This window comes from Microbulbifer sp. MCCC 1A16149 (assembly GCF_050368945.1).
In the GTDB taxonomy this organism is placed as follows: domain Bacteria; phylum Pseudomonadota; class Gammaproteobacteria; order Pseudomonadales; family Cellvibrionaceae; genus Microbulbifer.
On record NZ_CP185959.1, the window covers coordinates 524,237 to 548,651 of the forward strand.

The 24,415-nt window shown below is 58.9% G+C and carries 17 protein-coding genes; 8 read left to right on the plus strand and 9 right to left on the minus strand.

Going from position 1 to position 24,415, the window contains the following annotated elements; translation table 11 throughout:
• Window positions 1-24: 24 nt before the first annotated feature.
• On the minus strand, window positions 25-1,425 hold the full coding sequence (locus ACONT6_RS02170; RefSeq protein WP_428820244.1) for a glycoside-pentoside-hexuronide (GPH):cation symporter: 1,401 nt from the start codon (window positions 1,423-1,425) through the stop codon (window positions 25-27).
• 276 nt (window positions 1,426-1,701) lie between these two features.
• Here ACONT6_RS02170 and ACONT6_RS02175 point away from each other — a divergent pair, with 276 nt between their 5' ends.
• The gene (locus ACONT6_RS02175; RefSeq protein ID WP_428820245.1) at window positions 1,702-2,904 is read left to right on the plus strand and encodes an endo-1,4-beta-xylanase; all 1,203 of its coding nucleotides are present in this window, start codon (window positions 1,702-1,704) and stop codon (window positions 2,902-2,904) included.
• Between the two features lie 393 nt (window positions 2,905-3,297).
• On the opposite strand, the gene ACONT6_RS02180 is transcribed toward ACONT6_RS02175, so the two are convergent.
• Both ACONT6_RS02180 and ACONT6_RS02185 read right to left on the minus strand, forming a co-directional pair.
• Window positions 3,298-4,788, minus strand: a complete 1,491-nt coding sequence (locus ACONT6_RS02180; RefSeq protein ID WP_428820246.1) for a protein adenylyltransferase SelO — start codon at window positions 4,786-4,788, stop codon at window positions 3,298-3,300.
• 7 nt (window positions 4,789-4,795) lie between these two features.
• On the minus strand, window positions 4,796-6,286 hold the full coding sequence (locus ACONT6_RS02185; protein ID WP_428820247.1) for a Ppx/GppA phosphatase family protein: 1,491 nt from the start codon (window positions 6,284-6,286) through the stop codon (window positions 4,796-4,798).
• A gap of 154 nt (window positions 6,287-6,440) precedes the next feature.
• On the opposite strand from ACONT6_RS02185, the gene ppk1 reads away from it, so the two are divergent.
• A complete protein-coding gene (gene ppk1, locus ACONT6_RS02190; RefSeq protein ID WP_428820248.1) occupies window positions 6,441-8,510 on the plus strand; it encodes a polyphosphate kinase 1 in 2,070 nt (689 codons plus the stop codon).
• Between the two features lie 21 nt (window positions 8,511-8,531).
• On the opposite strand, the gene ACONT6_RS02195 is transcribed toward ppk1, so the two are convergent.
• From ACONT6_RS02195 to aceK, 3 genes are all read right to left on the minus strand, one after another.
• A complete protein-coding gene (locus ACONT6_RS02195; RefSeq protein ID WP_428820249.1) occupies window positions 8,532-9,053 on the minus strand; it encodes a hypothetical protein in 522 nt (173 codons plus the stop codon).
• Between the two features lie 36 nt (window positions 9,054-9,089).
• On the minus strand, window positions 9,090-10,130 hold the full coding sequence (locus tag ACONT6_RS02200; RefSeq protein ID WP_428820250.1) for an AraC family transcriptional regulator ligand-binding domain-containing protein: 1,041 nt from the start codon (window positions 10,128-10,130) through the stop codon (window positions 9,090-9,092).
• 131 nt (window positions 10,131-10,261) lie between these two features.
• A complete protein-coding gene (gene aceK, locus ACONT6_RS02205; protein ID WP_428820251.1) occupies window positions 10,262-12,025 on the minus strand; it encodes a bifunctional isocitrate dehydrogenase kinase/phosphatase in 1,764 nt (587 codons plus the stop codon).
• A 68-nt stretch (window positions 12,026-12,093) separates the two neighbouring features.
• On the opposite strand from aceK, the gene ACONT6_RS02210 reads away from it, so the two are divergent.
• Window positions 12,094-12,702, plus strand: coding sequence for a MarC family protein (locus ACONT6_RS02210; protein WP_428820252.1), 609 nt, complete (start codon window positions 12,094-12,096; stop codon window positions 12,700-12,702).
• Window positions 12,703-12,801: 99 nt separating this feature from the next.
• On the opposite strand, the gene ACONT6_RS02215 is transcribed toward ACONT6_RS02210, so the two are convergent.
• Complete coding sequence (locus ACONT6_RS02215) at window positions 12,802-12,948, minus strand: lmo0937 family membrane protein (RefSeq protein ID WP_160154582.1); 147 nt, start codon at window positions 12,946-12,948, stop codon at window positions 12,802-12,804.
• A gap of 344 nt (window positions 12,949-13,292) precedes the next feature.
• On the opposite strand from ACONT6_RS02215, the gene msrP reads away from it, so the two are divergent.
• Entirely contained in the window at window positions 13,293-14,294 is a 1,002-nt protein-coding gene (gene msrP, locus ACONT6_RS02220; RefSeq protein WP_428820253.1) for a protein-methionine-sulfoxide reductase catalytic subunit MsrP, read from the plus strand.
• The gene (gene msrQ / locus ACONT6_RS02225; RefSeq protein ID WP_428820254.1) at window positions 14,294-14,923 is read left to right on the plus strand and encodes a protein-methionine-sulfoxide reductase heme-binding subunit MsrQ; all 630 of its coding nucleotides are present in this window, start codon (window positions 14,294-14,296) and stop codon (window positions 14,921-14,923) included. Before msrP ends, msrQ begins: the two co-directional genes overlap by 1 nt.
• A 1-nt stretch (window position 14,924) precedes the next feature.
• Here msrQ and ACONT6_RS02230 read toward each other — a convergent pair whose 3' ends face one another.
• Entirely contained in the window at window positions 14,925-16,880 is a 1,956-nt protein-coding gene (locus ACONT6_RS02230) for a PhoX family protein (RefSeq protein ID WP_428820255.1), read from the minus strand.
• 299 nt (window positions 16,881-17,179) lie between these two features.
• Here ACONT6_RS02230 and ACONT6_RS02235 point away from each other — a divergent pair, with 299 nt between their 5' ends.
• The 3 genes from ACONT6_RS02235 to ACONT6_RS02245 all read left to right on the plus strand — a co-directional run bounded on the left by ACONT6_RS02235 (window position 17,180) and on the right by ACONT6_RS02245 (window position 22,944).
• A complete protein-coding gene (locus ACONT6_RS02235) occupies window positions 17,180-19,777 on the plus strand; it encodes a TonB-dependent receptor (RefSeq protein WP_428820256.1) in 2,598 nt (865 codons plus the stop codon).
• A 184-nt stretch (window positions 19,778-19,961) separates the two neighbouring features.
• Window positions 19,962-21,911: a phytase gene (locus ACONT6_RS02240; RefSeq protein WP_428820257.1), complete on the plus strand. Its 1,950-nt coding sequence runs from the start codon at window positions 19,962-19,964 to the stop codon at window positions 21,909-21,911.
• Window positions 21,912-22,029: 118 nt separating this feature from the next.
• A complete protein-coding gene (locus ACONT6_RS02245) occupies window positions 22,030-22,944 on the plus strand; it encodes an aldo/keto reductase (RefSeq protein WP_428820258.1) in 915 nt (304 codons plus the stop codon).
• 402 nt (window positions 22,945-23,346) lie between these two features.
• Here the strand turns inward: ACONT6_RS02245 and ACONT6_RS02250 are convergent, their stop codons facing one another.
• Complete coding sequence (locus ACONT6_RS02250; RefSeq protein WP_428820259.1) at window positions 23,347-24,303, minus strand: hypothetical protein; 957 nt, start codon at window positions 24,301-24,303, stop codon at window positions 23,347-23,349.
• Window positions 24,304-24,415: the final 112 nt, after the last annotated feature.

Below are 24,415 nucleotides of genomic sequence, written 5' to 3' on the forward strand. Positions count from 1 at the left end.
CACGTCCTTACTTCGTAAACAAATTCAGCTGGAGGCCGCAGGAGCGGCTTTGGGGGATGGTGTGGATAACTCCGCGGCCTGCGCAGTCTGCGCGCCGTCGGCAATGCAGGCATTGGTAAGGCGGTAGCGACGGAATATCGCCATGGTGATCAGGGTGCAGATGACCGGACCCGCGGCAAAGATCAGCACGATGCCGGTAAGTGTGCGTTCGCTCTGTTCGGCGTTGGGCACATAGTCAAAATATCCCAGCAGCCAGCCCGCACTGGCACCGCCGAACGCGAGGCCGAGTTTCAGTGCCATCAGATGGCCGGAATAGGCCATGGCCATTTTCTTCGGGTGTCCCCTGCGGGCGAACCAGTCCACGGTATCCGGCACCATGGAGAACACCAGCGGGATCGCGATCATGTGCACGTAGTTGGCAGCCATGGCCAGCGCCAGTGCCAGATAAACCTGGTCGCGCCCCAGTGGCAGCAGGGCCGCATGGGTAACAACCACGCCGATCATCGACCAGTTGAACAGTCGTACCTTGCAGAAACGTTTGGTCAGGAAGTTGGTGCTCACTGCGCCGGCAACACCCGCCAGCATGGGCAGGGTGACGAACATGCTTACCAGGCTCTCGGACTGGAAATAATAGGTGACGTAAAACGGGGTCACCGCACCGCGCATGGCCACCAGGACCAGCAGGAAAAAGGTCGCCGCAGCGATAATCGCCCACTGGCTATTGCGGAACAGGTTGAAAAAATCCCCGGCGAAGTTTTTTACCAGCCCGGTATTGTCTGTTTGTGCATCGGCTTCGGGCTTGACCCGTTCGCGGGTGGACCAGAAGCAGATAAAGAAACACAGTGCCGCAATGGCTGCCATTACCGCCATTGCCATCTGGTAACCGAACGCCTTGTCCCCCTGGCCCAGCAGGTTCACCAGCGGCAGTGTCAGCGCGGACACCAGTGCGCCGCCCACCATTGCCATGGCGAAGCGGTAGGATTGGATGGAGGCGCGTTCGGTGGTGTCTTCGGTAATCACCCCGCCGAGGGCGGAATAGGGAATATTGATCGCGGTGTAGACGGTCATCAGCAGGGTATAGGTGATATAGGCGTATACCAGCTTGCCGTTATCCCCAAGATCCGGCGTGGTGAAGGCCAGTACCGCAAGCCCTGCATAGGGCAGTGCCATCAGTAGCAGATAGGGCCGGTAGCGTCCCCAGCGCGAGCGGGTGCGATCCGCCATCCCGCCGACAAGGGGATCGGTGATGCCGTCGAAGATACGCACCACCAGTAACAGGGTACCGGCCGCAGCAGCGGAAATCCCGAATACATCGGTGTAAAACACCAGCAAGAAGTTGATCACCACCTGGAATACGATATTGCTGGCGGTATCACCCAGGCCGTAGCCGATTTTCTCGCGGATACTGATCGCTGAAGATTGCATGGTTTTCTCTCGGTTTTTTATTGTTATCAACCGCTATATTGATCTGCCCCGGTCTGCGGATCGTTCCGTGCCGGCGCTGTTTTTTGCCGTTATTTTTCTTTTGACTGACTTTTGCTGAATCAGTGGCTTTCGCCGAATATTCATAATAGTCTTGTTGACTATAACACAGGCGCCCGGGCTGTCTAGCGGTTTGCCCCGGAGGCCGCTCTTACATGGGACGGCTAAATATTGCCCAAAAAGGTTCCAGAACAACAATAAAGCAGAGGATGAGAAGCCATGAAGCAATCCGTTAACCCGGCGATGAATCGCCAAAGACGCCAGTTCCTGCGCAGGACGCTCTCGGCAGCAGCGCTGGGCCTGGTAACAGGCGGTGCCGTGCCCGCCCGGCTACTCGCCGGGACCACACCCGGCGCGGGGCAGGCAAACGGTTTGGCGGGGCTATTCGCTACTGACTTCAAGCTCGGTACCGCGCTGTCCAATACCACCCTGCTGGCCGAGAATCCGGTCACCGAAGCGCTGGTCGCCCGCGAATTCAGTGCGATCACTGCGGAAAATGCCATGAAGTGGGAGGAGATCCATCCGCAGGCGGAGTCCTGGGATTGGCAGCGGGCAGATCACTTTGTGGACTTCGGTCAGCGCCACAGGATGTACACCATTGGCCACACCCTGGTGTGGCATTCGCAGATGCCGGAATCGGTGTTTGTCGACCACCACGGCCGCTTGCGCCCGGCAGCCGAGGTACAAAAAACCATGGAGAGCCACATCGCCACACTGACGGATCGCTATCGCGGCAAAATCCAGGCGTGGGATGTGGTCAATGAGGCGGTTGCCGACAGCGGCGAGTGGCGAAAGAGCCACTGGTACAACACCCTGGGGGAGGACTACTTTTCCCGCGCCTTCCATCTTGCCCGGGAGGGGGATGCCAACGCGGAGCTACTCTACAACGACTACAGCATGCACCTGCCGGCGAAGCGCGACTTTGCACTGGAGCAGATCACCAGCTTCCGCCGCAAAGGCATGCCGGTGAATGGCGTGGGGATGCAGGCTCATGTACACCTGGGAGATCCGGCCCTGGCGGAGTTGGAGGCGAGCATCGAGGCGATTGCCGCGGCAGGGCTGGATGTGCATATTACCGAGCTGGATGTGGATGTATTGCCCAAGGCTTACGACTATATGGGCGCGGAGATATCCACCAAGTTTGAATATTCCGATGAACTCAATCCGTTCCCCGAAGCGCTGCCGCAAAAGGTCGCCGATGAACTGGCGGCCCGTTACGAGTCTCTGTTCAAGCTGTTCCTGAAGCACCGGGACAAAATTCGTCGGGTGTCTTTCTGGGGCACGACTGACGGGGAATCCTGGAAGAACGACTGGCCGGTGGTTGGGCGTACCAACTATCCGCTGATGTTTGATCGTGAGGGACGGCCTAAGCAGGCTTATTACTCCGTAGCTGGTCTGAAAGCTGCTACTCAGCGGGGTTGACCAAGAGCACTGAACTGCCGCTGTGGCGGCCTCGCCAGCAGGTACAACCTTCCCAGACACGCCGTGAACCCATCCATGGGGGCTCGGATGCGGCCGTCCGGGCCGCATAGGGTCTGGGAAGGTTGTACCTGCAAGCGAGGCCTTAGCGAATAGCCTGGAATATTATTTAGCCAAGGACGGTTTGAAATAACGCTAACGAAGTAACGGTATTTAAAATGAAGGGGGAGTGCTGGGGATCTGTTTTTGAAAGCGTCGGAAACAGGGATGTTTCCGACGCAGCCTACAGGGATGTATTCATGGCGGTTTCAAAAACAGATCCCCAGTGCGCCGCCGCCACCTGGCACCAATAAAATGTGCCCCGTAACCCAGCTAGTAATCAAAGACCAAGAATACCTAAGACGAGCAGCTAATAGGCAAATGCTTCCCTGAATCCGAAGGCGCCGCCGCCCAGTCTTCAAATCCCGGATGCTCCTCAAACGGAGACTGCAGCAAGTCAAAAAAAGTCGCCAGAGGCTGATAGTCCCCGGCTTCCGCCGCTTCAATCACCCGTTGCGCGAGATAGTTCCGCAGAACAAATTTGGGATTCGTCGCCAGCATGGCCTTGCTGCGTTCCTGGGCGGAGCGGGACTCCTTTTGCAACCGCTGGTCGTAGCGTCGCAACCAATCTGCAAGCGCCTCGTGCTGTGCCGGTGCAACCAGCACCTCCAGCGCGGCAGCCGGTCGCTCACCGGAATAGTGGCTGAGGGCGCGGAAAAACAGCGAATAATCCACCCGCCCGTGTTCCATCAGCTGCAACAGATCCGCACACAACTGCTGATCCCCATCGTCCTCGACCGCCAGCCCCAGCTTGGCCCGCATCAACCCCGCGTAGTAGTCGATCAACAACGGCTGGAATTTCCCCAGGCAATCCTTCAGCGTTTCCGTATCCAGCAGCGAGGAAAAGGCGTGTGCCAGCGCATTCAGATTCCACAAAACCACCCCCGGCTGTGCATCAAAGGCATAGCGGCCGGTGTGGTCCGAATGGTTGCAGATAAAGCCCGGCTCGTAATCATCGAGGAAACCGTAAGGACCGAAGTCGAACGTATCGCCGATGATCGACATATTGTCCGTATTCAACACCCCGTGGGCGAACCCCACAGACTGCCAGCCCGCCGCCAGCTCCGCACTGCGTGCTACGGTATACCGCAACAGGGCTTCAGCCTGGACCTCCGTCGCCTGGTCGCATACCTCCGGCAAAAACTGCTCACACACAAAAGCGACCAGTTTTTTCTGGGCCTCCAGCTGACGGGTATAAAACAGGTATTCAAAATGTCCGAAGCGCACATGACTGCGCGCCACGCGAATCAGCGCCGCACCGGTTTCCATTTTTTCCCGCGCAACCGGCTCGTCACTACCCGCAATCGATAGTGCGCGGGTACTGCGGATACCCAGTGCAGTCAGTGCCTCCCCGGCCAGATATTCGCGAATGGTCGAGCGCAACACTGCGCGGCCGTCGCCAAAGCGGGAGTAGGGGGTTTTACCCGCGCCTTTCAGGTGCAGTTCCCAGCGTTGGCCATCGTGCTCAACTTCCCCGAGCAACAACGCACGGCCGTCTCCCAGGTCCGGGTTGTAACCGCCGAACTGGTGTCCGGTGTATTTCATCGCGAAAGGTTTGCTGCCGGGAAACAGTTGGCCACCAGTGGTGAGCAGGGCCCACTCCGGGTGCTCCGCTTCGCCGGGATCTATACCCAGCAGAGCCATCACCGATTTATTCACATGAATGGTGTGCGGATTCTGCAGCGGCGTGGGCGCGGTGGGGGTGCCGAACACCGGGCCCAGGTCGGCGAAGTGATGCTGCAGGTGCAATTTGCTGAGGGACGTTGCGCCGGTGGCGGGTTTACTCACGGGGTGCCTAGATCTGTTGTACGGTCAGTTTGATGTTTTTGTCTTCCCAGCATTCCACTTCCAGTTCCAGCAGGTCCTCGATGGCCGGGTGCTGGTACATCCAGTCTTCTGGGACCAACAGGCGGTAGCCGGGGCCATCCACCGACAGGTTCAGGCCGTCGATACTGCGGTCTACATGATCCCGGTGCACGATGCAGGCAAGACGCAGGCACAGTAGCAGTTCGCTACCGGGGTGGAAACCGTAGTGCTCCTTGATTGCCTTTATATCCCCGCGCTGATTGCGCACCAGATAGGCCAGGTTTTCCTGTTCGCTTTTGCTGAACCCCGCCATATCCGCGTGCTCGATCATATAGGCCCCCAGTTTGCGAAAGCTACTGTGGGAAAGAGCCAGGCCGATCTCGTGCAGGTCTGCCGCCCAGTGCAGCAGGCGGCGCTGGGCAACCTGTGAATAAGGGTTCAACTGGCCGAGAAATTGCAGCGCGGTATTGGCGACCCGCCTCGCCTGCTCGGGATCGATTTCTCCGTGCTCCATCAGGGTCGCCACGGTATCGGCGCGGCGGTCGCCACCGGCGGCGCGGCCGGCGAGGTCGTGCACGATGCCTTCGCGAATGGCATAGGGAGAGATATGCATCTGTTGGATATCCAGCTCGCGGAAAATACCGTGCAGGATGGCGAGGCCGGCGGCGAACACCGGGCGCCGTTGCGGGTCGAGATGGGGCAGGTCGATGGCGTCGACGGTCTTGCAGTTGGCCACCTTGTCCGCGAGCTTTTCCAGATCGTCGCGCAGGATCGGCAGCAGCTCGCCGTCGTTCAGTACCCGCGATACGGATTTGACGGTACCGGATGCCCCCATCACCAGCGCATCGTCCGCCATATGCTGGAGTTCCTGTAACTCCGCCTGGGCGGCGCGACGGGCGCGCACAAAATTGTTGCGCTTGCCCGCATCGATTTTTCCGCTGTCAAAAAAGCGGCGGTTGAAGGCGACACAGCCCATACTGACACTTTGCAGCAACTTGGGGGTTTCCACGCCGCGTACCAGTTCCGTGGAGCCGCCGCCGATATCGATGACACAGCGCAGGCTCGGTGTTCCCTCTGCCGCGGCCATCACGCCGGAATAGATCAGGCGCGCTTCCTCGATGCCGGAAATGATTTCAATGGGAGCGCCGAGAATGGATTCCGCTGCCTCCAGGAATCCATCTGCACGGGTACTGGCGGCGCGCAGGGTATTGGTACCCACCACCCGCACATTGTCCAACGGCAGCTCCTGGATCACCGGTGCGAACCGACGCAGGGCCTCCAGTGCGCGCTCGGCGACGTCCGGTGCCAGATTCCGCTCGCTGTCGAGCCCCTCGGCCAGACGCACCATGGCGCGGTCGGTATGCAGGCGCACCATCCGCTGATCGCGAAATTCAGCCAGCAGCAGGTGGAAACTGTTGGAGCCAAGGTCGAGGGCGGCGTAGCGTTCATGGCTGGTATCAGCGGCGTTATCGGCTGTCATCTTAATCGTTGTCAAATTCCCGTAACAAAAATGTAGCAAACTGTGTAGTCATCACCTATGGCTTTTGAGAGCGCTTATCAGCTTGAAACCGAATAATTTTGCTCTGCCAACAGGCCTGTTCCGTTCGGAACAGAATCGTACGGAGCCGCTTTCCATGGAGAATGCTGTAGAGAGTATGGCAAAAGACATTCCCCTGTATCCCAAGGAGCTGAGCTGGCTTTCCTTCAACGCCCGCGTACTGCAGGAAGTGGAAGACGAGAGCGTGCCCATTATTGAACGGGTGCGCTTTCTTGGCATCTTCTCCAACAATCTGGATGAATTCTACCGGGTACGGGTGGCGGATGTACGGCGGCTGGCCACTTTTGCCAAGGGGAGCAAGAAAAAGGAGCACTTTTCCGATCTGCTTGGCCAAATCAATGAAAAGGTACTGCGCTTGCAGGCGCGCTTTGGCCACGCTTATACCAAGGTGCTTAAGGACCTTGGGCAGAACAATATCCACGTCATCAACGAGCGTCAGCTCACCGACAATCAGCGCGCCTACGTGGAGGAGTATTTCCACGGCGAGGTATTGCCGGAGCTGGAGCCGTTTTTCATCGATGACCGGGATACCATGCCGCTGCTCAATGAAGCGAGTATTTACTTCGGCATCTATCTGGAGCTTGAGGACGGGGGACTGCGCTTCGCCGGGCTGGAATTGCCCACGGATATCCTGCCGCGCTTTGTCGCCATTCCTCACCGGGAAAAGCGACACGAGAAGGTCTATATCGTACTCGACAATGTGATCCGCGCCTGTCTGGTGGATGTGTTCCGCAATGTGCTACCCATCGAAAACGCCGCCGCCTACACCTTCAAGATCAGTCGCGATGCAGAACTGGAACTGGGGGAGCACGTTACCCAGAATATTGTCGACCGGGTGGCAAAGTCCCTGAAGAAACGCAAGCAGGCCGAGCCGGTGCGGCTGGTCTATGACTCCACCATGCCGGAAGCGCTACTGCAGCTGATCAAAAAGAAGCTGAAGATGGGGCGCTATGACAGTTACACACCCGGCGGCCGCTATCACAACTCCAAGGACTTCATGAGCTTTCCCGCGGATAGCAAGCGGCACACCTATCGCAAGATCGATCCTCTACCCACCCTGCCGGACAGCGCCAATATTTTCGACTGGCTGCGGGAGGGCGACCGCCTGTGTTATTACCCGTATCACGACTTCCGGGTGATCACCAAACTGCTCGCCTCGGCGGCGATCGATCCCAAGGTGCGTGAGATACGCATCAACCTGTACCGGGTGGCGCAGAACTCGCGGGTGGTGGCGGCGCTGATCAATGCGGTCCGCAACCAGAAGCAGGTGACTGCGGTGGTGGAATTGCAGGCGCGCTTCGACGAACAGGCCAATATCCACTGGTCCAACGAACTGAGCGATGCCGGGGTCAATGTCATCTATGGGGTGCCCGGGCTGAAGGTCCACTGCAAGCTGATTTCCATCGCGCGCGAGGAAAACGGGCGCGACCGCTACTACAGCCACCTGGGTACCGGTAATTTCAACGAGAGTACTGCGCGCTTTTACTGTGATTTCAGCCTGCTCTCCAGTGATGCAAAACTGGGAGAGGACGCGTACCGGGTTTTTGATTTTATCCAGCAGCCACACCTGCAACCGGACTATCACCATATCTGGATGTCGCCCTACACCAACCGCCCGAACCTGCTGGCGTGTATCGACCGGGAGATTATTGCGGCAACCGCGGGGAAACCGGCGGAGATTTTCATCAAGTGCAACAACCTGGTGGATTCGGAAATTATCCAGCACCTGTACCGCGCCGGTGCCGCCGGGGTTCAGGTGCGGATTATCGTGCGCAGTATGTGTGCGCTGTTGTGCCAGACCAAAGGGCTCTCCGACAATTTCAAGGTCATCAGCCTGGTGGATAAGTATCTGGAGCATGCGCGGGTATACGCGTTCCACAATGGTGGCGACGAACAGGTCTATCTGTCATCCGCGGATTTGATGACCCGCAATCTGGACCACCGGGTGGAAGTCACCTTTCCGCTGTTGCGGGCCGAGCACCGGGAGACCGTAATGGAAATTCTGGAACTGCAGTGGCAGGACAATCAGAAAGCGCGAGTGCTGGATGCGGACCAGAGCAACGGGCGTATCGCCAACCGCAACAGCAAGCGCGATGTGCGCTCGCAGGATGCGATCTACCGATTTCTGAAAAAACGGGAATTGTGACAGGCGGAGCGCTGCTGTCGCTCAGTTTTTACTGAACCCCACCAGCTTGCCGTTATCGAAGGAGAAGCGATAACGCTGCCCCACCTTCAGGTCGTTCTTGCAGCGGGACTCGATGGTGATGCGGGGGAACTGCGGGGTCACCACCCAGGTACTGAAATCACCCTCAGGCCCCCGCTTGATTAGCCAGTAGTAATCCCCGTGCTCACATCTGCCTTTTTCCAGGCAGTTGTCGTATCCCCACACATAGGCGCGCACGTCGTACTTGGCGGGCAGGTTGGGGGCGGGCTGAAATGGATGGCGCGGGTCGTCGGTGAAATTGTAGAGATCGTCGAAGGACAGGATTTTGTAGCCCTTGGCGCGGGTCTCGCAGCTGGCAGCGTGGATGCTCACGCCCGCGGCCGCCTTTGGCGCCCCGGCTTTGGGGTCGGGTTCCATTTCACTGGGCAGGTAGCCACAGCCGGTCATTGCCAGGCTACACATTGCCACGCCGACGCACAGGGCATCACAGCCGAAATACCGCACTTCTACCTCCATCGGTACCAAACCGCTTTCCTAACTATAGCCGCTGATTTTCCGGCGTCAGCCAATGCGCAGTTCATTGGCGGTTTTGCCGCTCCAGTTTTTTACTGCGCGGCGCAGGCTGGACGCGCAGGAGAAACCCGTATAGTCCGCAATCTCTTCCACCGCAAGGCAGGATTGACGCAGATGGTGCACGGCGATTTCCATACGGATCTCGTGCAGTAGTTTGCGAAATGTCTCGCCCTCTGCAGACAGCCGCCGTGAGAGGTTGCGCGGTGCAATCTGCAGCTGCTCTGCTACCTGGTTCAGCTCGAGTTCCGGGGTAAAGTGCGAACGCATGTGCCAGCGCACGCGCTCGGCGAAACTGAAGCGTTCGGCGAAACATTCCAGCTCTTGCTCACACTCCCGCTGCAAGCGCTCATATGTGCGCAGTCGCAATGGGCGAAAGCGTTTGAACACCAGCTCGATGCTGCCGGAAATACTCGATCCCGTGTGCCCAAATTCCAGGGACTGGCAGGGCAGCTGGTCGTAGTAGCCGTAGCTGGATGGCTGCGGCAGATCCAGGCGTACCTGGATGTCGGGATCGGCGACCGATTTGTTGCCACAGCTATCCCAGATGCGCAGGGTAGTGACCAGGCGGAACTGTCGCAGAAAATCTTTCAGCACCGGGTCCGCGTCCTGGGAAGTGGCGTAATTGATCGGTTCCACTACCCGATTGCCCTTGTCCAGGTAAGAATTTGAACGACCGGCATGTAGTGCGTAAAACGGCTGCACGGTAACCATATAGCGGCGGAAGGATTCTGCGACCTCCTTCAGGCTCGGGCTGCATCCCAGCATAAAGCCCATTGGGCCCCAGAAACTCCAGTCAAATTCGAGCCCGACAATCAGCCCCAACTGCGGGTGTCGGCACTGGTGCACACCGTTTGCGAGCAGGGCGCGCCACTGGTGGTAACTGATACGGGCTTCCTGCATCTGGAACATGGCGGAGGAAATACCCGTGCCGGCTAACAGAGCAGACTGGTCGGCACCGAGTGCCGTGAATGCCTCGATAAACCCGAGCGGATGCCGGTGCAGGGGAATCAGGCGTGCATTGAAATCCATAACTGATCCAGAATTTTTATTATTTTTCTGGGGAATATCCCGGCATTAACCGCAGTGATGTTTGCACCACGGATAATCGTTCCGGTCAGTTTTACTGAATCGCGCAGCGGCGGGCAAGGGCCGCTACGGCCTCATTGTGAACTGCGTTTGATCGGAAGCCGACGAAAGCGCACTTTGCGGCGATAGGGGAAGGTGCTGTCCACCCGCCCGGCGCGTATACGTTTTTGCAGGCGCTGCCAGTAGTGATAGTCGTAAAGATCGCTGTGTTCGTTTTCAAACGCCTGGCGCGCTACCGGGTTGCCGGAGAAGAACAGGCGAAATTCCTCGGGGAATACATCCGCTTCCGCCACCGTATACCAGGGGCGGTCTGCCATTTCCTGTTCGCTGGTCTGCGGTTCCGGGATCTTGCGGAAATTGCACTCGGTCAGCGGGCAGAGTTCGTCGTAATCGTAAAACACCACCCGGCCGTGACGGGTGACCCCGAAGTTTTTCAACAACATATCACCGGGGAAGATATTCGCCGCCGCCAGCTGCTTGATGGCGTTGCCGTATTCTTCCATGGCCTCGATGGTTTGCTGTTCGTTGGCCGTATCCAGATAGAGATTGAGCGGCTCCATGCGCCGTTCAACATAGAGGTGCTTGATGATGACCCACTTGTCGTCCACATGCAGCTTGGATGGCGCCAGGGTCTGCAGCTCTTCCAGCAGTTCCTCGCTGAAGCGATTGCGGTAAAAAATGAAATTGGTGTATTCCTGGGTATCCGCCATGCGTCCCACCCGGTCGGCACGGGATACAAATTTGTATTTTTCGCGCACGATTTCTTCGGTGACGGTTTTAGGATTGTCGAATTTATCCTTGATCACCTTGAACACCACCGGGTAGGACGGCAGCGTGAATACGCTCATCACCATCCCCTTGATGCCGGGGGCAATCACGAACTTGTCGTTGCTCACCTTCATGTGGGACAGGATGTGCCGGTAGAACTCGGTCTTGCCGTGTTTGTGGAAGCCGATGGAGTTATACAGCTCGGATTTTTCCTTGAGCGGCATGATGGTGGAGAGGAAGCGCACGAATCGCGAGGGGATGGGCGCATCCACCATAAAGTAGGAGCGGGTAAAACTGAAAATGATACTGGCAGAATCGTTGTCGGTAATGAGCGTATCGACAAATATCCTGCCGCGCCCGTTATTCAGGCAGGGCATGATCAGGGGGATGACCTCGCCGGCGAACATCAGGCGACCCACCAGGTAGGCTGCCTTGTTGCGGTAGAAGACGGATTCCAGCATATCCACCCGCAGCCGCTGTTCGTCCTCTTCGCTGTCCAGCTTTCCTTCCAGCGGGCCCTTGCGCAGTGCGTTGCAGATATTGGCCACATCCCGCGGCATGTCTTCCCACGGGATGGAGAATCCGTAATCCGCAAGAATGTCCTCGATCATCGCCTCCAGACCGTCGCGACCACTGTAACTGATATAGATGCTGTAATCGCGCAGTGGCTTCTCATCCGGGGCGCGGGACGATTTGACGAAGATATGGCTGTCGTGAATATGTGCGTGCTGGAACTGGCTACAGAACACCGAATTGAAAAAGGTTTCGGCAATCTCGTAATTATTGTTGTTGGCAATCAGCTGGGCATAGGTGGCCCTGGCCTGGCCCCAGAGTTCCAGCTGGGTGGTGTCCTTGCTGGTCACCGAGTGCACCAGCTTGAGCACCTGGTTGACCTTGACCTTGTACAGGTCAATGCGTTCCTTGTTGGTCTCCTGCACCGCCTCCCAGGCGGCGGTTTCGAACCGCGCCTTTGCCCCCAGGGTAATGTTTTGGAAATCGGCAAAATAGGCATCAAAGCCATTGAGAATTGTTTTGGCGATACGACGCGCGGTCGGGGAATGGTTTGTCATGCACTAGACTCTGTTGGAATCACATCCTTCCTTCTTGCCGATACTAGCACGCCGCTTCGGGAGATCACTTGGACGATTGGATCAGTAGCTTTGTCTTTTTCTTTGCGGTAATAGACCCGGTGGGCACTCTGCCGGTATTTATCGCTGTCACCGGTCGCCACAGCGAGTGGCAGCGGCGCAAGATTGCTATTCTGGCGGTGGCGGTCGCCACCGGTATCCTGATGTTTTTCCTGCTGCTCGGGCAGTATCTGCTGGAGGCCATCGGCGTGCCGCTGTCGGCGTTTCAGGTAGCCGGGGGTATTGTGCTGTTTCTGTTTGCGCTCACCATGATTTTCGGTGAGGGGAAGCCTGAGATGGAGGTCGGAATTATCCGCGAAGGCCACGAAACCGCTATCTTTCCCCTGGCGGTACCGTCCATTGCCTCCCCCGGTGCCATGCTGGCGGCGGTGGTGCTGACCGACAACCACCGCTTCGACCCCATTCACCAGGTGAATACCGCCAGTGCCATGCTCGCTGTGCTCGGCATTGTGCTGCTGTTGCTGCTCACCGCTAACTGGATTTTCCGCTGGATCGGCAATGCTGGCGCCAGCATCGTCAGCCGGGTGATGGGGTTGATCCTGGCCTCGGTGGCAACCACTAACGTGCTGGTGGGCATACAGCAATTCTTTTTGACCTGAGTGGTCATCACGCAAGCGTGTATTTCCCCAACCCATTAAAAACGCCGGATATCCGGCGTTTTTAATGGGCGAGTCCGCAGTGCGGGAACCCGTTTCAGATTATGGTCCGCGGCCCCGCACCAGACGTAGAATCAGCAGAATAACCGCGATAACCAGCAATATGTGCAGAAAGCCACCCATGGTGTAAGAGCTCACGAGCCCGAGCAGCCAGAGCACTACGAGAATGACAATAATCGTCTCGAGCATGTCCAGTACCTCTTGATAGACCTGCTAGCTAGGCCAGCTAGATAGACCAGCTGTATCGGCTGGTGTGGGCCTTCAGCCACGGCTCATCGGAGCGCGTGACGTCTGAGCTAAAACATTAGTGTGGGAGTTTCGTTTCCACCAGAACAGGATTCTCCCGATACCGGCTTTCCCGACACCTTCGCCATTGCGATAGGAAATATGCGTGAACCAAGCTATGGGAAAATGTTCTTAGAATCGTGGTAGGGCATCGCAGCCAGTGCATTCCGGTCGAGGGCATTTGTAAGAAAATCGCCGCTGGTCCGACAGTAACTTGCCAAACCGTTTTCACTCCCAGGAGAAATACCGTGCTGATCAAGAAACCCCCGCGCAGCGCACTCACCGAAGCACACACCACTGCAGAATCCGCTTACGTCTCGCGGCGCACCGTGATGAAAGGGCTCGGTGCGGGTATCGGCGGATTGCTGCTGGCACGCAACACCCACGCCCTGGACCTTTTCGGCAGTGACAAGAACGCGACTGCCGCGCGCAAACCGCTGGAATTCACCGCCGCGAAACCGGCGCCGGAGCTAACGCTCACTCCGGAAGACAAGGTCACCAATCACAACAATTTCTACGAGTTTGGCACCGGCAAAACAGATCCGGCGGAAAACAGCCAGGGACTGAAAATTGAACCCTGGACGCTCACCGTCGAGGGAGAGGTGGAAAAGCCCGCGACGGTGGATGTGTGGAAACTGATGAATGAGATCGGGTTGGAAGAGCGCATTTATCGCATGCGCTGTGTGGAGGCCTGGTCCATGGTGATTCCCTGGGTGGGGTTTGAGCTGGGCAAGTTCCTGCAGCGCTTTGCGCCTACCAGCCGCGCCAAGTATGTGGCGTTTGAGACCCTCTACGATCCGGAGCAGATGCCCGGGCAGCGCAATCGCTATGTGGGGGGCGGTGTGGATTACCCCTATGTCGAAGGCCTGCGCATGGACGAGGCCATGCACCCGCTGACCATTCTATCCGTGGGGCTGTACGGCAAAACCTTGCCACCTCAGAACGGGGCGCCCATTCGCCTTGTGGTGCCGTGGAAATACGGCTTCAAGGGCATCAAGTCGATCGTCAAGATCAAGCTGGTGGAGCGCATGCCGCCCACCAGCTGGAACAAGCTGGCGCCGCAGGAATACGGTTTCTACGCCAATGTGAACCCGGCCGTGGACCACCCGCGCTGGTCCCAGGCCAGCGAGCGCTTTATCGGCCCCGGTGGATTGTTTTCGGTAAAGCGCCAGCCGACCCTGCCGTTCAACGGCTACGGGGAAGAGGTCGCTGGCCTTTACTCCGGGATGAACCTGAAAAAGTTTTACTGATGAGCCGCTCTGCATCTGGCGCCGCCTGGCGCAAACCACTGGCGATCACGCTACAGGTATGTGTGCACCTGGGGGCGCTGCTGCCACTGTTGTGGTTATTCGTGGCTATCAATCAGGGACGTCTTGGCGGGGACCCGGTGAAGGAGCTAATTCACTATCTGGGAATGGGCACCATTCGCCTGCTGCTGCTCACACTGCTGGTTTCCCCGCTGGCGAAATCCCTGCATTTCGGCCAGCTGAACCGGCTGCGCAGGCCGCTTGGGCTCTGGTGCTTCGCCTGGGCCACCCTGCATTTCAGCGCCTGGCTGGCGCTGGATCTCGGCCTTGACTGGTCGTTGATCGGTGGTGAGCTGGTCAAGCGCACCTATATCCTGCTGGGATTTTCCGCCTGGCTGATATTACTGGCGCTGGCGATTACCTCGCTACCCGCATTGCTCAGGAAAATGGGCCGCAATTGGAAAAAGCTCCACGGCCTGCTGTATATCGTGGTGCTGCTCGCCTGCTGGCATTTCTGGTGGTCGGTGAAGAGTGGCTGGATAGAGCCCGCGATCTATTTCGCTATCGCTCTGGCATTGTTGCTGTGGCGGCGGGCTTCTATCTCAAGGTGGATAACTTCACTGCGGCGTTGAGTCAGCTCCCGACCAGACCGCCATCGTCTCTGTGAATGGCGAGCACCGATGGCCGCGGCGGAAGCTGTGGATTATTGTCCGGCCAGCGGTGTATCGGGTGATCAAACGTCGAGTTGTCCGCGTCCGCCGGGTGCTGTACCGAGACAAACAGGGTCTTTCCATCCGGAGTGAATTCCGGACCGCAGATTTCCCCGCCTTCAGGGCAGCCAAAAAAGTGCTTGGGTGCCGCGCGCAGCTCCCCCTCGGTCGCCATCGCCCACAGCCCATCGTGAAAACCGAAGCTCTCACAGCCATCGGTGGCGATCCACATATTGCCGCGCTGGTCGAAGGCCACATTGTCCGGGTTGGCAAACCAGCCGTGGGGGGAAATATTGCCGGGCTGCTGCTGGCCGTAAGCGCCGCGCTCTGCCGGACTCTCCGCATTGGGATTGCCGCCGAGCAAGAAGGTATTCCAGTGGAAAGTGTCTCTGACATGATCCCGTTCGCCGCTGCGTCCCGGCGGCACAATTTCCAGCACATGGCCCGCGGTATTGCGCGCGCGCGGATTGGCCGCGTTTACCTCGTCCGGCTTGCGCTTCTTGTTTTTGGTCAGCATCACATAGGTGCAGTCGGTGACCGGATTGGTCTCCACATCCTCCGGGCGGTCCATCGGTGTCGCGCCCAGCAGTTTCGCTGCACGGCGTGCGTCCACCAGCACATCCGCCTGGTTGCGAAACCCGTTCGCTGTGGTTAGCGGTCCCTGGCCGTGTACCAGCGGCAACCAGCGCCCACTGCCGCCCTCGGAAAACTGCCCCGCGTACAGGGTGCCCTCGGTCAGCAGCTCGCGGTTGTGTCGGTTGTCGCCCGGGCGATAAATACCGCGGGATACAAAGCGGTATACAAACTGGTGCTCATCGTCGTCGCCGCCATAGGCCACAATGGGCTGTCCGGGCTTGCTCACCAGGGTGAAACCCTCGTGTTCGAAACGGCCCAGGCCGGTCAGCTTGCGCGGAGTCGATAGCGGGTCGTAGGGGTCGTATTCCACCATCCAGCCAAAGCGGTTCGGCTCGTTCGGTTCCACGCTGATATCGAAGCGGCGGTCGTAGTCTCCCCAGTTGCGGTTGTCCGGTGAGATGCCAAATGCGTGGTGATTGCGCGCCTCTGTTTCATCCGCAATGTTGTCCGGGTCTCCCTGGAAAGCGCCGCCAAACCCTTCCTCGGCAATCAGCACCGTTCCCCAGGGTGTCTTGCCCCCGGCGCAGTTTCCCACAGTTCCGAATACCTGCGTGCCGCTGGGGTCTTCGTTGGTCTGCAGACGGCGATCGCCCGCGGCGGCACCGACGATTTCCATGGTGGTGGTGAGGGACAGGCGACGGTTGTAGGGGCTGCCCGCAACCGGCTGCCAGCCGTGCGCTGTTTTCTCGATTTCCACCACGGTGTGGCCGCAGGCCTGTTGCTCAATGGCAATGTGATCGTCGCTGGTACCGCGGTTGGCGCTGTCTTCGCTGTAGCCGGCAAACATCAGGTGCGGCTGGGTGTATTCGTGATTGACGCACAGCAGGCCGCGCTCGCTGTTGCGACTCAGGCAATGCCTGTCTCCCTCACCGGGCCCCGCATCCTCGGCCAGCGGCATATAAGCAATGAAGTCATTGTTGTAGCCGAAGCGGCGTGCCTGTTCCGGGGCGGTCAGCTTTTCCGGACTGAATGGCTCGCTGAATCCATCCAGCGGATCCCCCCAGCTCAACACCCGGTCGGCGCTGTAGCCCTGTGGTATGTGGTGGGTGAAATCGAGACGGTGCGGGATCTCTTTGAACCCGAGATTCTCCTGTGCCCTGGGCGTATTTTTTTGCGTACATCCGGGCAGCAGTGTGGCACCGGCCGTGGCGGCGGTTGCTGCCCCCAGGGTTTTGAGCAACGTGCGGCGCTGGGGGTTGCTCGGGGTCTGTTCAGTGCTGTCGGGTTGCTTGCCGTGTGTCATAAATTCTTCACCAATTATTCATTTTTGCGCCACCGCCCGTTGCTGGAGCCCTCTGCCGGCTTTGTTTGCGCTTTCTTCTGCACTTACTTCAGACAGGTTGTGGTTTCAGTGAACCAAGGTTAGCGGCGCTTTATGACAAATTTAAAAAAAGCGTAACGCAAATTTCATATCCCAAGACTAGCCTGCGCCCACAAATTAACAGGTCGGGCGTGGCGGTTTATTTCTCTCCGCTACCTATCGGACGGCCAGCCAACTGCTTCTGTACCAGCACAACCACTTCCTAATGGGGACGGGGATTTATGACTAAGCCTGCATTCAATTTCAAAATGGTGGCGCCTCTTGCCGCCGCGATCATCAGCGTCAACGCCGGGGCGCAGCAAGCGCCGGAAACGCAAGGCGAGCTGATGGAGACCATCGTGGTGACCGCCCAGGCGGCCAACGCCCGCAGTGATATCGAGCGTCAGCGCGAATCCAACAAGGTGGTTGCGGTGCAGACTTCCGAGGCCATCGGCGAGCTGCCGGACGCCAATGTGACCGAAGCCCTGCAGCGTATGTCCGGTGTATTTATTGCCCGCGACCAGGGCGAAGGTCGCTTCGTGGGTGTGCGCGGTATCGATCCCAACCTGAATGCCTCCACCATCAACGGCATGAGCCTGCCGGCGCCGGAAACCGACAGCCGCGCGGTGGCTCTGGATGTGATTCCTTCCGACCTGCTGGCCAGCCTGGAAGTGTTCAAGACCCTGACGCCGGATATGAGTGCCGATTCCATCGGTGGCGCGATCGAGATCAAGAGTATCAATGCGCTGGATCAGGACGGCGAGACCTACAAGGTCACCGTGGAAAACGGCTACAGCGAACTGCAGGGCGAAAACAGCCCGAAGTTCGCTGGCACCTACACCAATAAATTCGATCTGGGTGGCCGCACCCTGGGGGTTGCGGTTGCCGCGTCGCACCAGGAGCGCAACTTCGGTTCCGAAAATATTGAAACCGACGGCGTGTGGGAAGAATTCACAGCCCTCGACGGCAGCGAAGGTATTACCGCCGCGGAAATTGAGCAGCGCGACTACACCGTAACCCGCGAGCGTACCGGCCTCGCCGCGAACTTCGATCTGGAAGTTTCCGAAGGCAGCCAGCTGTACCTGCACACCCTGTACTCCGACTTCTCCGATGACGAAGAGCGCCAGCGCAATTCCTTCAAGCTGGACGAGGAGAATGACGATCCGGATACCGTTTCTGCGAACAGTGTGACCTGGTCTGATGCGGCGCTGGAAAAAGAACTGAAAGACCGCTACGAGGAACAGGAAATCCTGTCGGTGGTTGCCGGCGGTTCCCACGATATGGACAAGTGGGGCGTGGAATACGCCGTGGGCTTCTCCCACGCGGAAGAATCCGAGCCGCACCGTCGCGACACCACATTCGTGCAGGAAGGCCTGGAGCTGGGTTATACCCGCGCGGGCAAGATCCCGAAAATGTTTGCCGCCGATGCCAGCGCAATGGATGCCGCCAGCTATGAGCTGGACGAACTGGTGGTTGAAGACAACTACACCGACGATGAGGAAGTGAGCTTTCGTATCGACTTCCGTCGCGATATCGATGTGGCAGGCCACCCGTCTGAACTGAAGTTCGGTTTACACGAGCGTCGCCGGGAAAAAACCGGTGACCTGAATGCCACCGTTTACGATGGCTTCGGCGGCGACTTCACTCTTGCAGATTTTGCCAGCAATGGCGTTGACTACGGTCTGGGTGACTTCGGCCCGGGCGTGAACAAGGGCGCACTGAATGCGTTTATCAACGCCAACCTGGGCAGCTTCGAAATCGATGAGACCAGCACCGCGCTGGACTCTGCACGCGATTACGTGATGAACGAGGATATCTCCGCGCTCTACCTGATGAACGATATCGACTTCGGCCGCGCCAACCTGGTGTACGGGGTGCGCTATGAAGCTACCGACTTCAGCGCCGACGGCTATCGCGTGGCGGAGTCCGGCGAAGCGATTTCCGGAGCCGAAGAGATTGCCGAAGACGTGTATGTCTCTGCGGTGTCCTACGAGCGCGACTACAGCAACCTGTTCCCGAGCGTGAACTTCAAGTACGACTACAGCGAAAACATCGTACTGCGCGCGGCCTTCACCGAATCCCTGTCCCGTCCGTCCTTCGGCGACCTGAACCCGTCTGCCGCGGAGATTGAATACGACGAGGGCGAGCTGGAAGTGGCCGCGGGCAACCCGGCGCTGGAACCGTACGAAGCGCGTAACTTCGACGTTTCCTTCGAGTACTACGCCGATTCCCTGGGCATGTTCTCCCTGGGTGCTTTCCACAAGCAGATCGACAACTTCGTGGTGACCGCAGACGTGGCCAGCACCGCGGACTACAGCATGTACGTGGGCAGCCTGGCGGTGGAAGAAGCGGAAATTTTCCAGCCGATCAACGGCGACAAGGCGACCCTGACCGGTGCCGAGCTTTCTTGGACCCGCGGTTTCGACAACGGCTTCCTGCTGCGTGCCAATGCCACCATGACGGACTCCGAAGCGGATCTGGGCCTGGGCGCTGACGCCGAGCGCGGCAACAAGATCACCCTGCCTTCCCAGGCGGACCTGGTGGCCAACTTTATCGTTGGCTACGAGCGCGATGCACTGAGCCTGCGCCTGTCCACCGCCTACAAGAGCGAGCGACTGCTGGAAGTGGATCTGGAAGACGAGGCGTTTGACCTTTACGAAGACGACCACATGCAGCTGGACCTGTCCGCCAAGTACCGCTTCGAGAATGGCATGCAGGTGTTCTTCAATGCGGTGAACCTCACCGACGAGCCGTTCTATGCCAACCGTCGCGGCTACAACGGTCAGTACGAAGAGTACGGCCCGGCTTATGTACTGGGTGTGACTTACTCCACCTTCTAAGTCATCAACTGGTAAACAATGGATGGGCAGGGGGCCCGGCGCCGGTGGGTGCCCGGGCTTTCTGCTATTTTTTTATATTGGATTCAACGGTCATCTGTTTGACATCTTTCTGACACGCGGTGGCGTAGTTTTGCTCCCGGTGTTGTCGAAGTCGCCAACAGACGAGACAAAGAACGATAGTGATATGGCGTGTAAAACCTTTGCGTGTAAAACCCTGGCGAGAGGCGCTGTAGCGCTTGCTCTGACTGGTCTGCTCAGCGCCTGTGGCCCGCAGATTGAGCAGGCTGCGGCGCCCAAACCGATCACCGCGCAGAATGCGCTGGCCCTGCAGGATGTGGTGTCCAGCCAGCTGGCCCCGCTGCAGCTGGCAGGGCGCGATTACCTGTTGCTGGCCAGTGAAAAGCGCGGCCTGGTGCTGGTCGATGACGCTGGCAGTGAACAGCTCGCCCTGGATGGCGGTACCGTGGAGCGGTTTGCCCTGCAGCAACTCGAGCAGGACAACTGGCTGATTGCGGTATACGACGAGGACAGTGCGGAACTGCAGTTGCGCCTGCTGGACCTGGAAGAGGGCAGCCCGCGCATTCGCTACCTGGGCGCCATGGCGACTACGGCCCCGCAGGTGGCCATGTGCTTCTCTCGCCAGGCCGGGCGCACCCACCTGTTTGCCATCGATGAAAATGGCCTTGGCCACGAGTATGTGGTGCACCCCCGCGAGCAGGCCTGGGAGTTTACCGGCGTACGCCCGTTGTATTTCGGCGAGCAGGTGTCCTCCTGTGTGGTGGATGACCGCAGTGGCCGGCTGCTGGTGGCGCAACCGCCGCTCGGAATCTGGAGCCTGAATGCAGATGCCGAAATGGACGAGGGCCGCGAGGTGTTCGCCGCATCTGCAGAGCTGCCCGAGGGCGAATTCGGCGGCCTGTGGCTGGACGGTGTCAGCGGAAACCTATGGATGACCGCTGGCGACCGGGTGCTCGCCTTCAATATCAATACACCGCGTCAGAAGCCGCATTTCTCCGAAGTGCTGGCGGATATGCAGCCGGTTTCCGCGGCAGTGCTGCAGGGCGCGTTACTGGCGCTGGAGGAAGAGAGCGACCGGGTGCTGCGCTTTGCGGTCACTTTGCCTGAGCCCGCGGCGGAGATGCAGGCCTTCCGCGGCCCGGTGGAGATACCGCGGGTGCGCGCCAGCGCGCAGACCGCACCGGTCACCTCCGGCGGCGACGCCGCGGATGACCCGGCGATCTGGGTCAACCCGGTCAATCCATCCGCGAGCCTGATCCTCGGCACGGACAAGAAGAGCGGGCTCAGCGTCTACGACCTGAACGGCAAGCTGGTGGAGCATTTCGCCGTCGGCCGCGTCAACAACGTGGACCTGCGCCCTATCCAGCACGGCAAGTTTGTCGCCATCGCCGCGGCCACCAACCGCACGGATCCCGGTGTGAGCCTGTTCGGTATCAGCGCTGCGGGTGAGGTCGACTATCTCGGGTTGCGCAATCTGGACATGGAAGACCCCTACGGCCTGTGTGTGTACCGCAAAGGCGCGGACCTGATGGCCTGGGTGTCGGACAAGGATGGCGCGGTACAGCTGCTGCAGATCGTGCCCGGCACCGGCAACGTGGACTGGAGCCTGCAGCAGATGGCCACGCTGGAAGTGGAAAGCCAGGTGGAAGGCTGCGTGGTGGATGACGAAATGCAGATGCTGTTCTTCGGTGAGGAAGACGGCGGTATCTGGCGTCTGGACATCGCCGGATTCCTCGCTGGCGAAGCCAAGCCCCAGCTGATTGCACCGGTGGACGGCGAGCGCCTGGCGGCGGATGTGGAGGGCATGGGCCTCTACCACGCTGGCGACAAGAGCTATCTGGTGGTTTCGAGCCAGGGCAACAACAGCTATGCGCTGTTCAGTCGCGACGGCAGCCAGTTTGTGGGTCACTTCCGTGTGGATATCAACCTGGACAAACACCTCGACGGCAGCTCGGAAACCGACGGCCTGGAAGTCTCCAGTGCGGCGTTTGGCAGTCAGTATCCACAGGGGCTGCTGGTGGTGCAGGACGGCCGCAACCGCATGCCCAGCCAGACCCAGAACTTCAAGCTTGTGTCCTGGGCAGATATTGCCGAGACCCTGAAGTTGCCGCAGTAAAGGTTGCTGCCTGTCTCTCTGCTTCTACCGATGTGATTCCGCCCCCGGACGGGGGCGGTTCAATCCCATCGAGACTATGCGAAAATCCGCCGATTCATTGTTGAACCGGCGGATTATCATGCAACGCGTTACCTCCTCTCTCGCCCCCGACCTTTCCCTGTCCCGCATTGCGTTTGGCCTCTGGCGGCTGACCGACTGGAACTACGCCCCCTCGGAAAGCGTGGGGTTGTTCGAGCAGATGCTCGACCTCGGGGTGACCACATTCGACCTGGCAGATATTTACGGTGATTACCGCTGTGAGCAGGCGTTTGGCGCGGCGCTGAAGCACAATCCGCAGTTGCGCGCGCGCATGGAGATTGTGAGCAAATGCAGTATCCGCCTTGCGGGGGAAATGTCCGGCGCGCGTATCAATCACTACGACACCAGCGCGGCACATGTGCGCAGTGCCGTGGAGACCAGCCTGCGGGATATGGGCATCGAGCAGATGGATCTGTTGTTGCTGCACCGCCCGGATCCGCTGATGGATGCGGATGCGCTGGCGCTGGTCCTTGAGCAGCTGGTGGCTGAGGGCAAAGTAAAGCACCTGGGGGTTTCCAATTTCCTGCCGCACCAGACCGACCTTCTGCAGTCCCGCCTGTCGACTCCTCTGGCGGTGAACCAGATCGAGGTGTCACTGCTGCACTCGCAGCCGATGTTCGACGGACAGTTGGATTACTGTCAGCAACACAAGCTCCTGCCGATGGCGTGGTCGCCTTTTGCCGGTGGTCGTCTGTTTACCGGCAACGACGAGGATGCACTGAGGGTACAGGCGGAATTGCGTCGTGTGTGCGAATCCCGCGGGCTGGCCCTCGATGTGGGTGCCATGCAGTTGGCATTGGCGTGGCTGTTGAAACACCCTTCAAAAATGGTTCCAGTTCTGGGGAGTGGTAATCCCGAGCGGTTGGTTGCTGCACTGGCGGCACTGGAAATGGAGCTCGATCGGGAGGCATGGTTTGAATTGTTGCGCGCGGGTCGCGGGCGGGATGTGGATTAAAAGACCCGCGGGTATTGTTCTTAAGCAGGTTGGGTGGCGGCACTGCCACCGGGGATCGATTCGCGAGACACGCCGTGAACCCATCCCTGGGGGCTCTTCTAAAACATCCCTGTTTTAGAAGGTCTCGCGAATCGATCCCCGCTGTCAGCACCTTCGCGGAAAATCATCACTTCGATTCTTATTGTGGCATTAACAATTGCTTACGAAGTAGTGGGGGTAGGGGAGAAGCGGGAGTGCTGGGTATGTGTTTTTGAAAGCGTCGACGACAGGGACGTCGCCGACGCAGCGTACAGGGATGTATTCACAGGGGGGGCGCCTAGCTCGGTTTCAAAAACACATACCCAGTGCTCCGGCGCCACGTTGCTGTGAATAGAGCGCCGTAAAACCGCGGAGGTGAGGTGGTTATCCTGCGTAAGCGTTCTCAGGCACCAGATCGTAATTCACATCGCCAAGGTCAAACTGCTCGAGCGGAGCCAGTTGCATGGGGACGCTGTAGCAGCGCAGTACATCGCCGTCGCGGCAATCCATCACCTCGAGGTTTTCGCCGGCAATGCTGTGCAGCAGGCGGTCAAATTCGGTTACCGCAGAGGCAATGACGGACTTGTAGTCCAGCTCATCCCCCAGCTTGATATAGCGGGCATCTGTAGCGCTGGTTTCGATACGCAGCCAGCCCGGGCCGCGGTCTGCACCGGCAACGCCCAGCACCAGCGCGCCCTGCTGATCCTGGCACAGGGGCGTCAGATCGTGCACGCACGGCTCCGGATCCACCTCGTTGCCAACCCATACCCAGCCCGGAAGGCCAATGCGGGTCAGGTGCCATTCCGACAGCCATACCGTCTGGTCGTCGTCCACCCGGAACTCACTGTACTCCTTCTGCCCGCCGCGGCTGGCAAGGCTCACATTCGCCTCCGGATTGTCCTTGCGGAAATTGTTCAGCTGCTGGGTCATCTCGTAATTCACTTCCCAGTGCTTGCACAGACGCCACTGCATCGGGTACTCGCCCCATTCCACCAGGTATTCCTCGCGCTCACGGATCGTCTCCGCCACACGCCAGAAGGCACCGTCGATCAGAATGCAGGTGTCCCCGGGTTTACTGCCCGGTGCGATGATGCTGTGTTCCGGGGAGGCCTCGGATGCGTTTACCACATGTTCACTGCGGCCCTCGATCACCTCGTACCAGGGAAATCCGTGGCGCAGGGGCGGGGGGAAGGCGAGAGGTGGGCGGCCGGCCAGCAGGCGGCGGAATAACACCGACTTTTCGATTTCCAGATCGGACAGGGTGTAGCCTTCCTTCTGGGTAATCTGCCCCCAGGCAAAAGCAGCCCGTACCAGTTGTTTTTCTCTGTCTGAAAAGCTCATTTTTTCGGTGGGGTATCGCTGGCTATTAATTATTCGATATAAAAACGACCGCAAACGATACCACCGCAGGCTCCGGGGTGCCACGACTAATGCCGCCGGGGGCCCTGCAAAG

Excerpts from the sequence above, each read along its gene's own strand:
- ACONT6_RS02175 (WP_428820245.1), top strand. The coding sequence starts at position 1,702 with ATGAAGCAATCCGTTAACCCGGCGATGAATCGCCAAAGACGCCAGTTC.
- ACONT6_RS02200 (WP_428820250.1), bottom strand. The coding sequence starts at position 10,130 with ATGGATTTCAATGCACGCCTGATTCCCCTGCACCGGCATCCGCTCGGG.
- ACONT6_RS02230 (WP_428820255.1), bottom strand. The coding sequence starts at position 16,880 with ATGACACACGGCAAGCAACCCGACAGCACTGAACAGACCCCGAGCAAC.
- ppk1 (WP_428820248.1), top strand. The coding sequence starts at position 6,441 with ATGGAGAATGCTGTAGAGAGTATGGCAAAAGACATTCCCCTGTATCCC.
- ACONT6_RS02245 (WP_428820258.1), top strand. The coding sequence starts at position 22,030 with ATGCAACGCGTTACCTCCTCTCTCGCCCCCGACCTTTCCCTGTCCCGC.
- ACONT6_RS02215 (WP_160154582.1), bottom strand. The coding sequence starts at position 12,948 with ATGCTCGAGACGATTATTGTCATTCTCGTAGTGCTCTGGCTGCTCGGG.
- ACONT6_RS02185 (WP_428820247.1), bottom strand. The coding sequence starts at position 6,286 with ATGACAGCCGATAACGCCGCTGATACCAGCCATGAACGCTACGCCGCC.
- aceK (WP_428820251.1), bottom strand. The coding sequence starts at position 12,025 with ATGACAAACCATTCCCCGACCGCGCGTCGTATCGCCAAAACAATTCTC.
- msrQ (WP_428820254.1), top strand. The coding sequence starts at position 14,294 with ATGAGCCGCTCTGCATCTGGCGCCGCCTGGCGCAAACCACTGGCGATC.
- ACONT6_RS02240 (WP_428820257.1), top strand. The coding sequence starts at position 19,962 with ATGGCGTGTAAAACCTTTGCGTGTAAAACCCTGGCGAGAGGCGCTGTA.
- ACONT6_RS02250 (WP_428820259.1), bottom strand. The coding sequence starts at position 24,303 with ATGAGCTTTTCAGACAGAGAAAAACAACTGGTACGGGCTGCTTTTGCC.
- ACONT6_RS02170 (WP_428820244.1), bottom strand. The coding sequence starts at position 1,425 with ATGCAATCTTCAGCGATCAGTATCCGCGAGAAAATCGGCTACGGCCTG.
- ACONT6_RS02235 (WP_428820256.1), top strand. The coding sequence starts at position 17,180 with ATGACTAAGCCTGCATTCAATTTCAAAATGGTGGCGCCTCTTGCCGCC.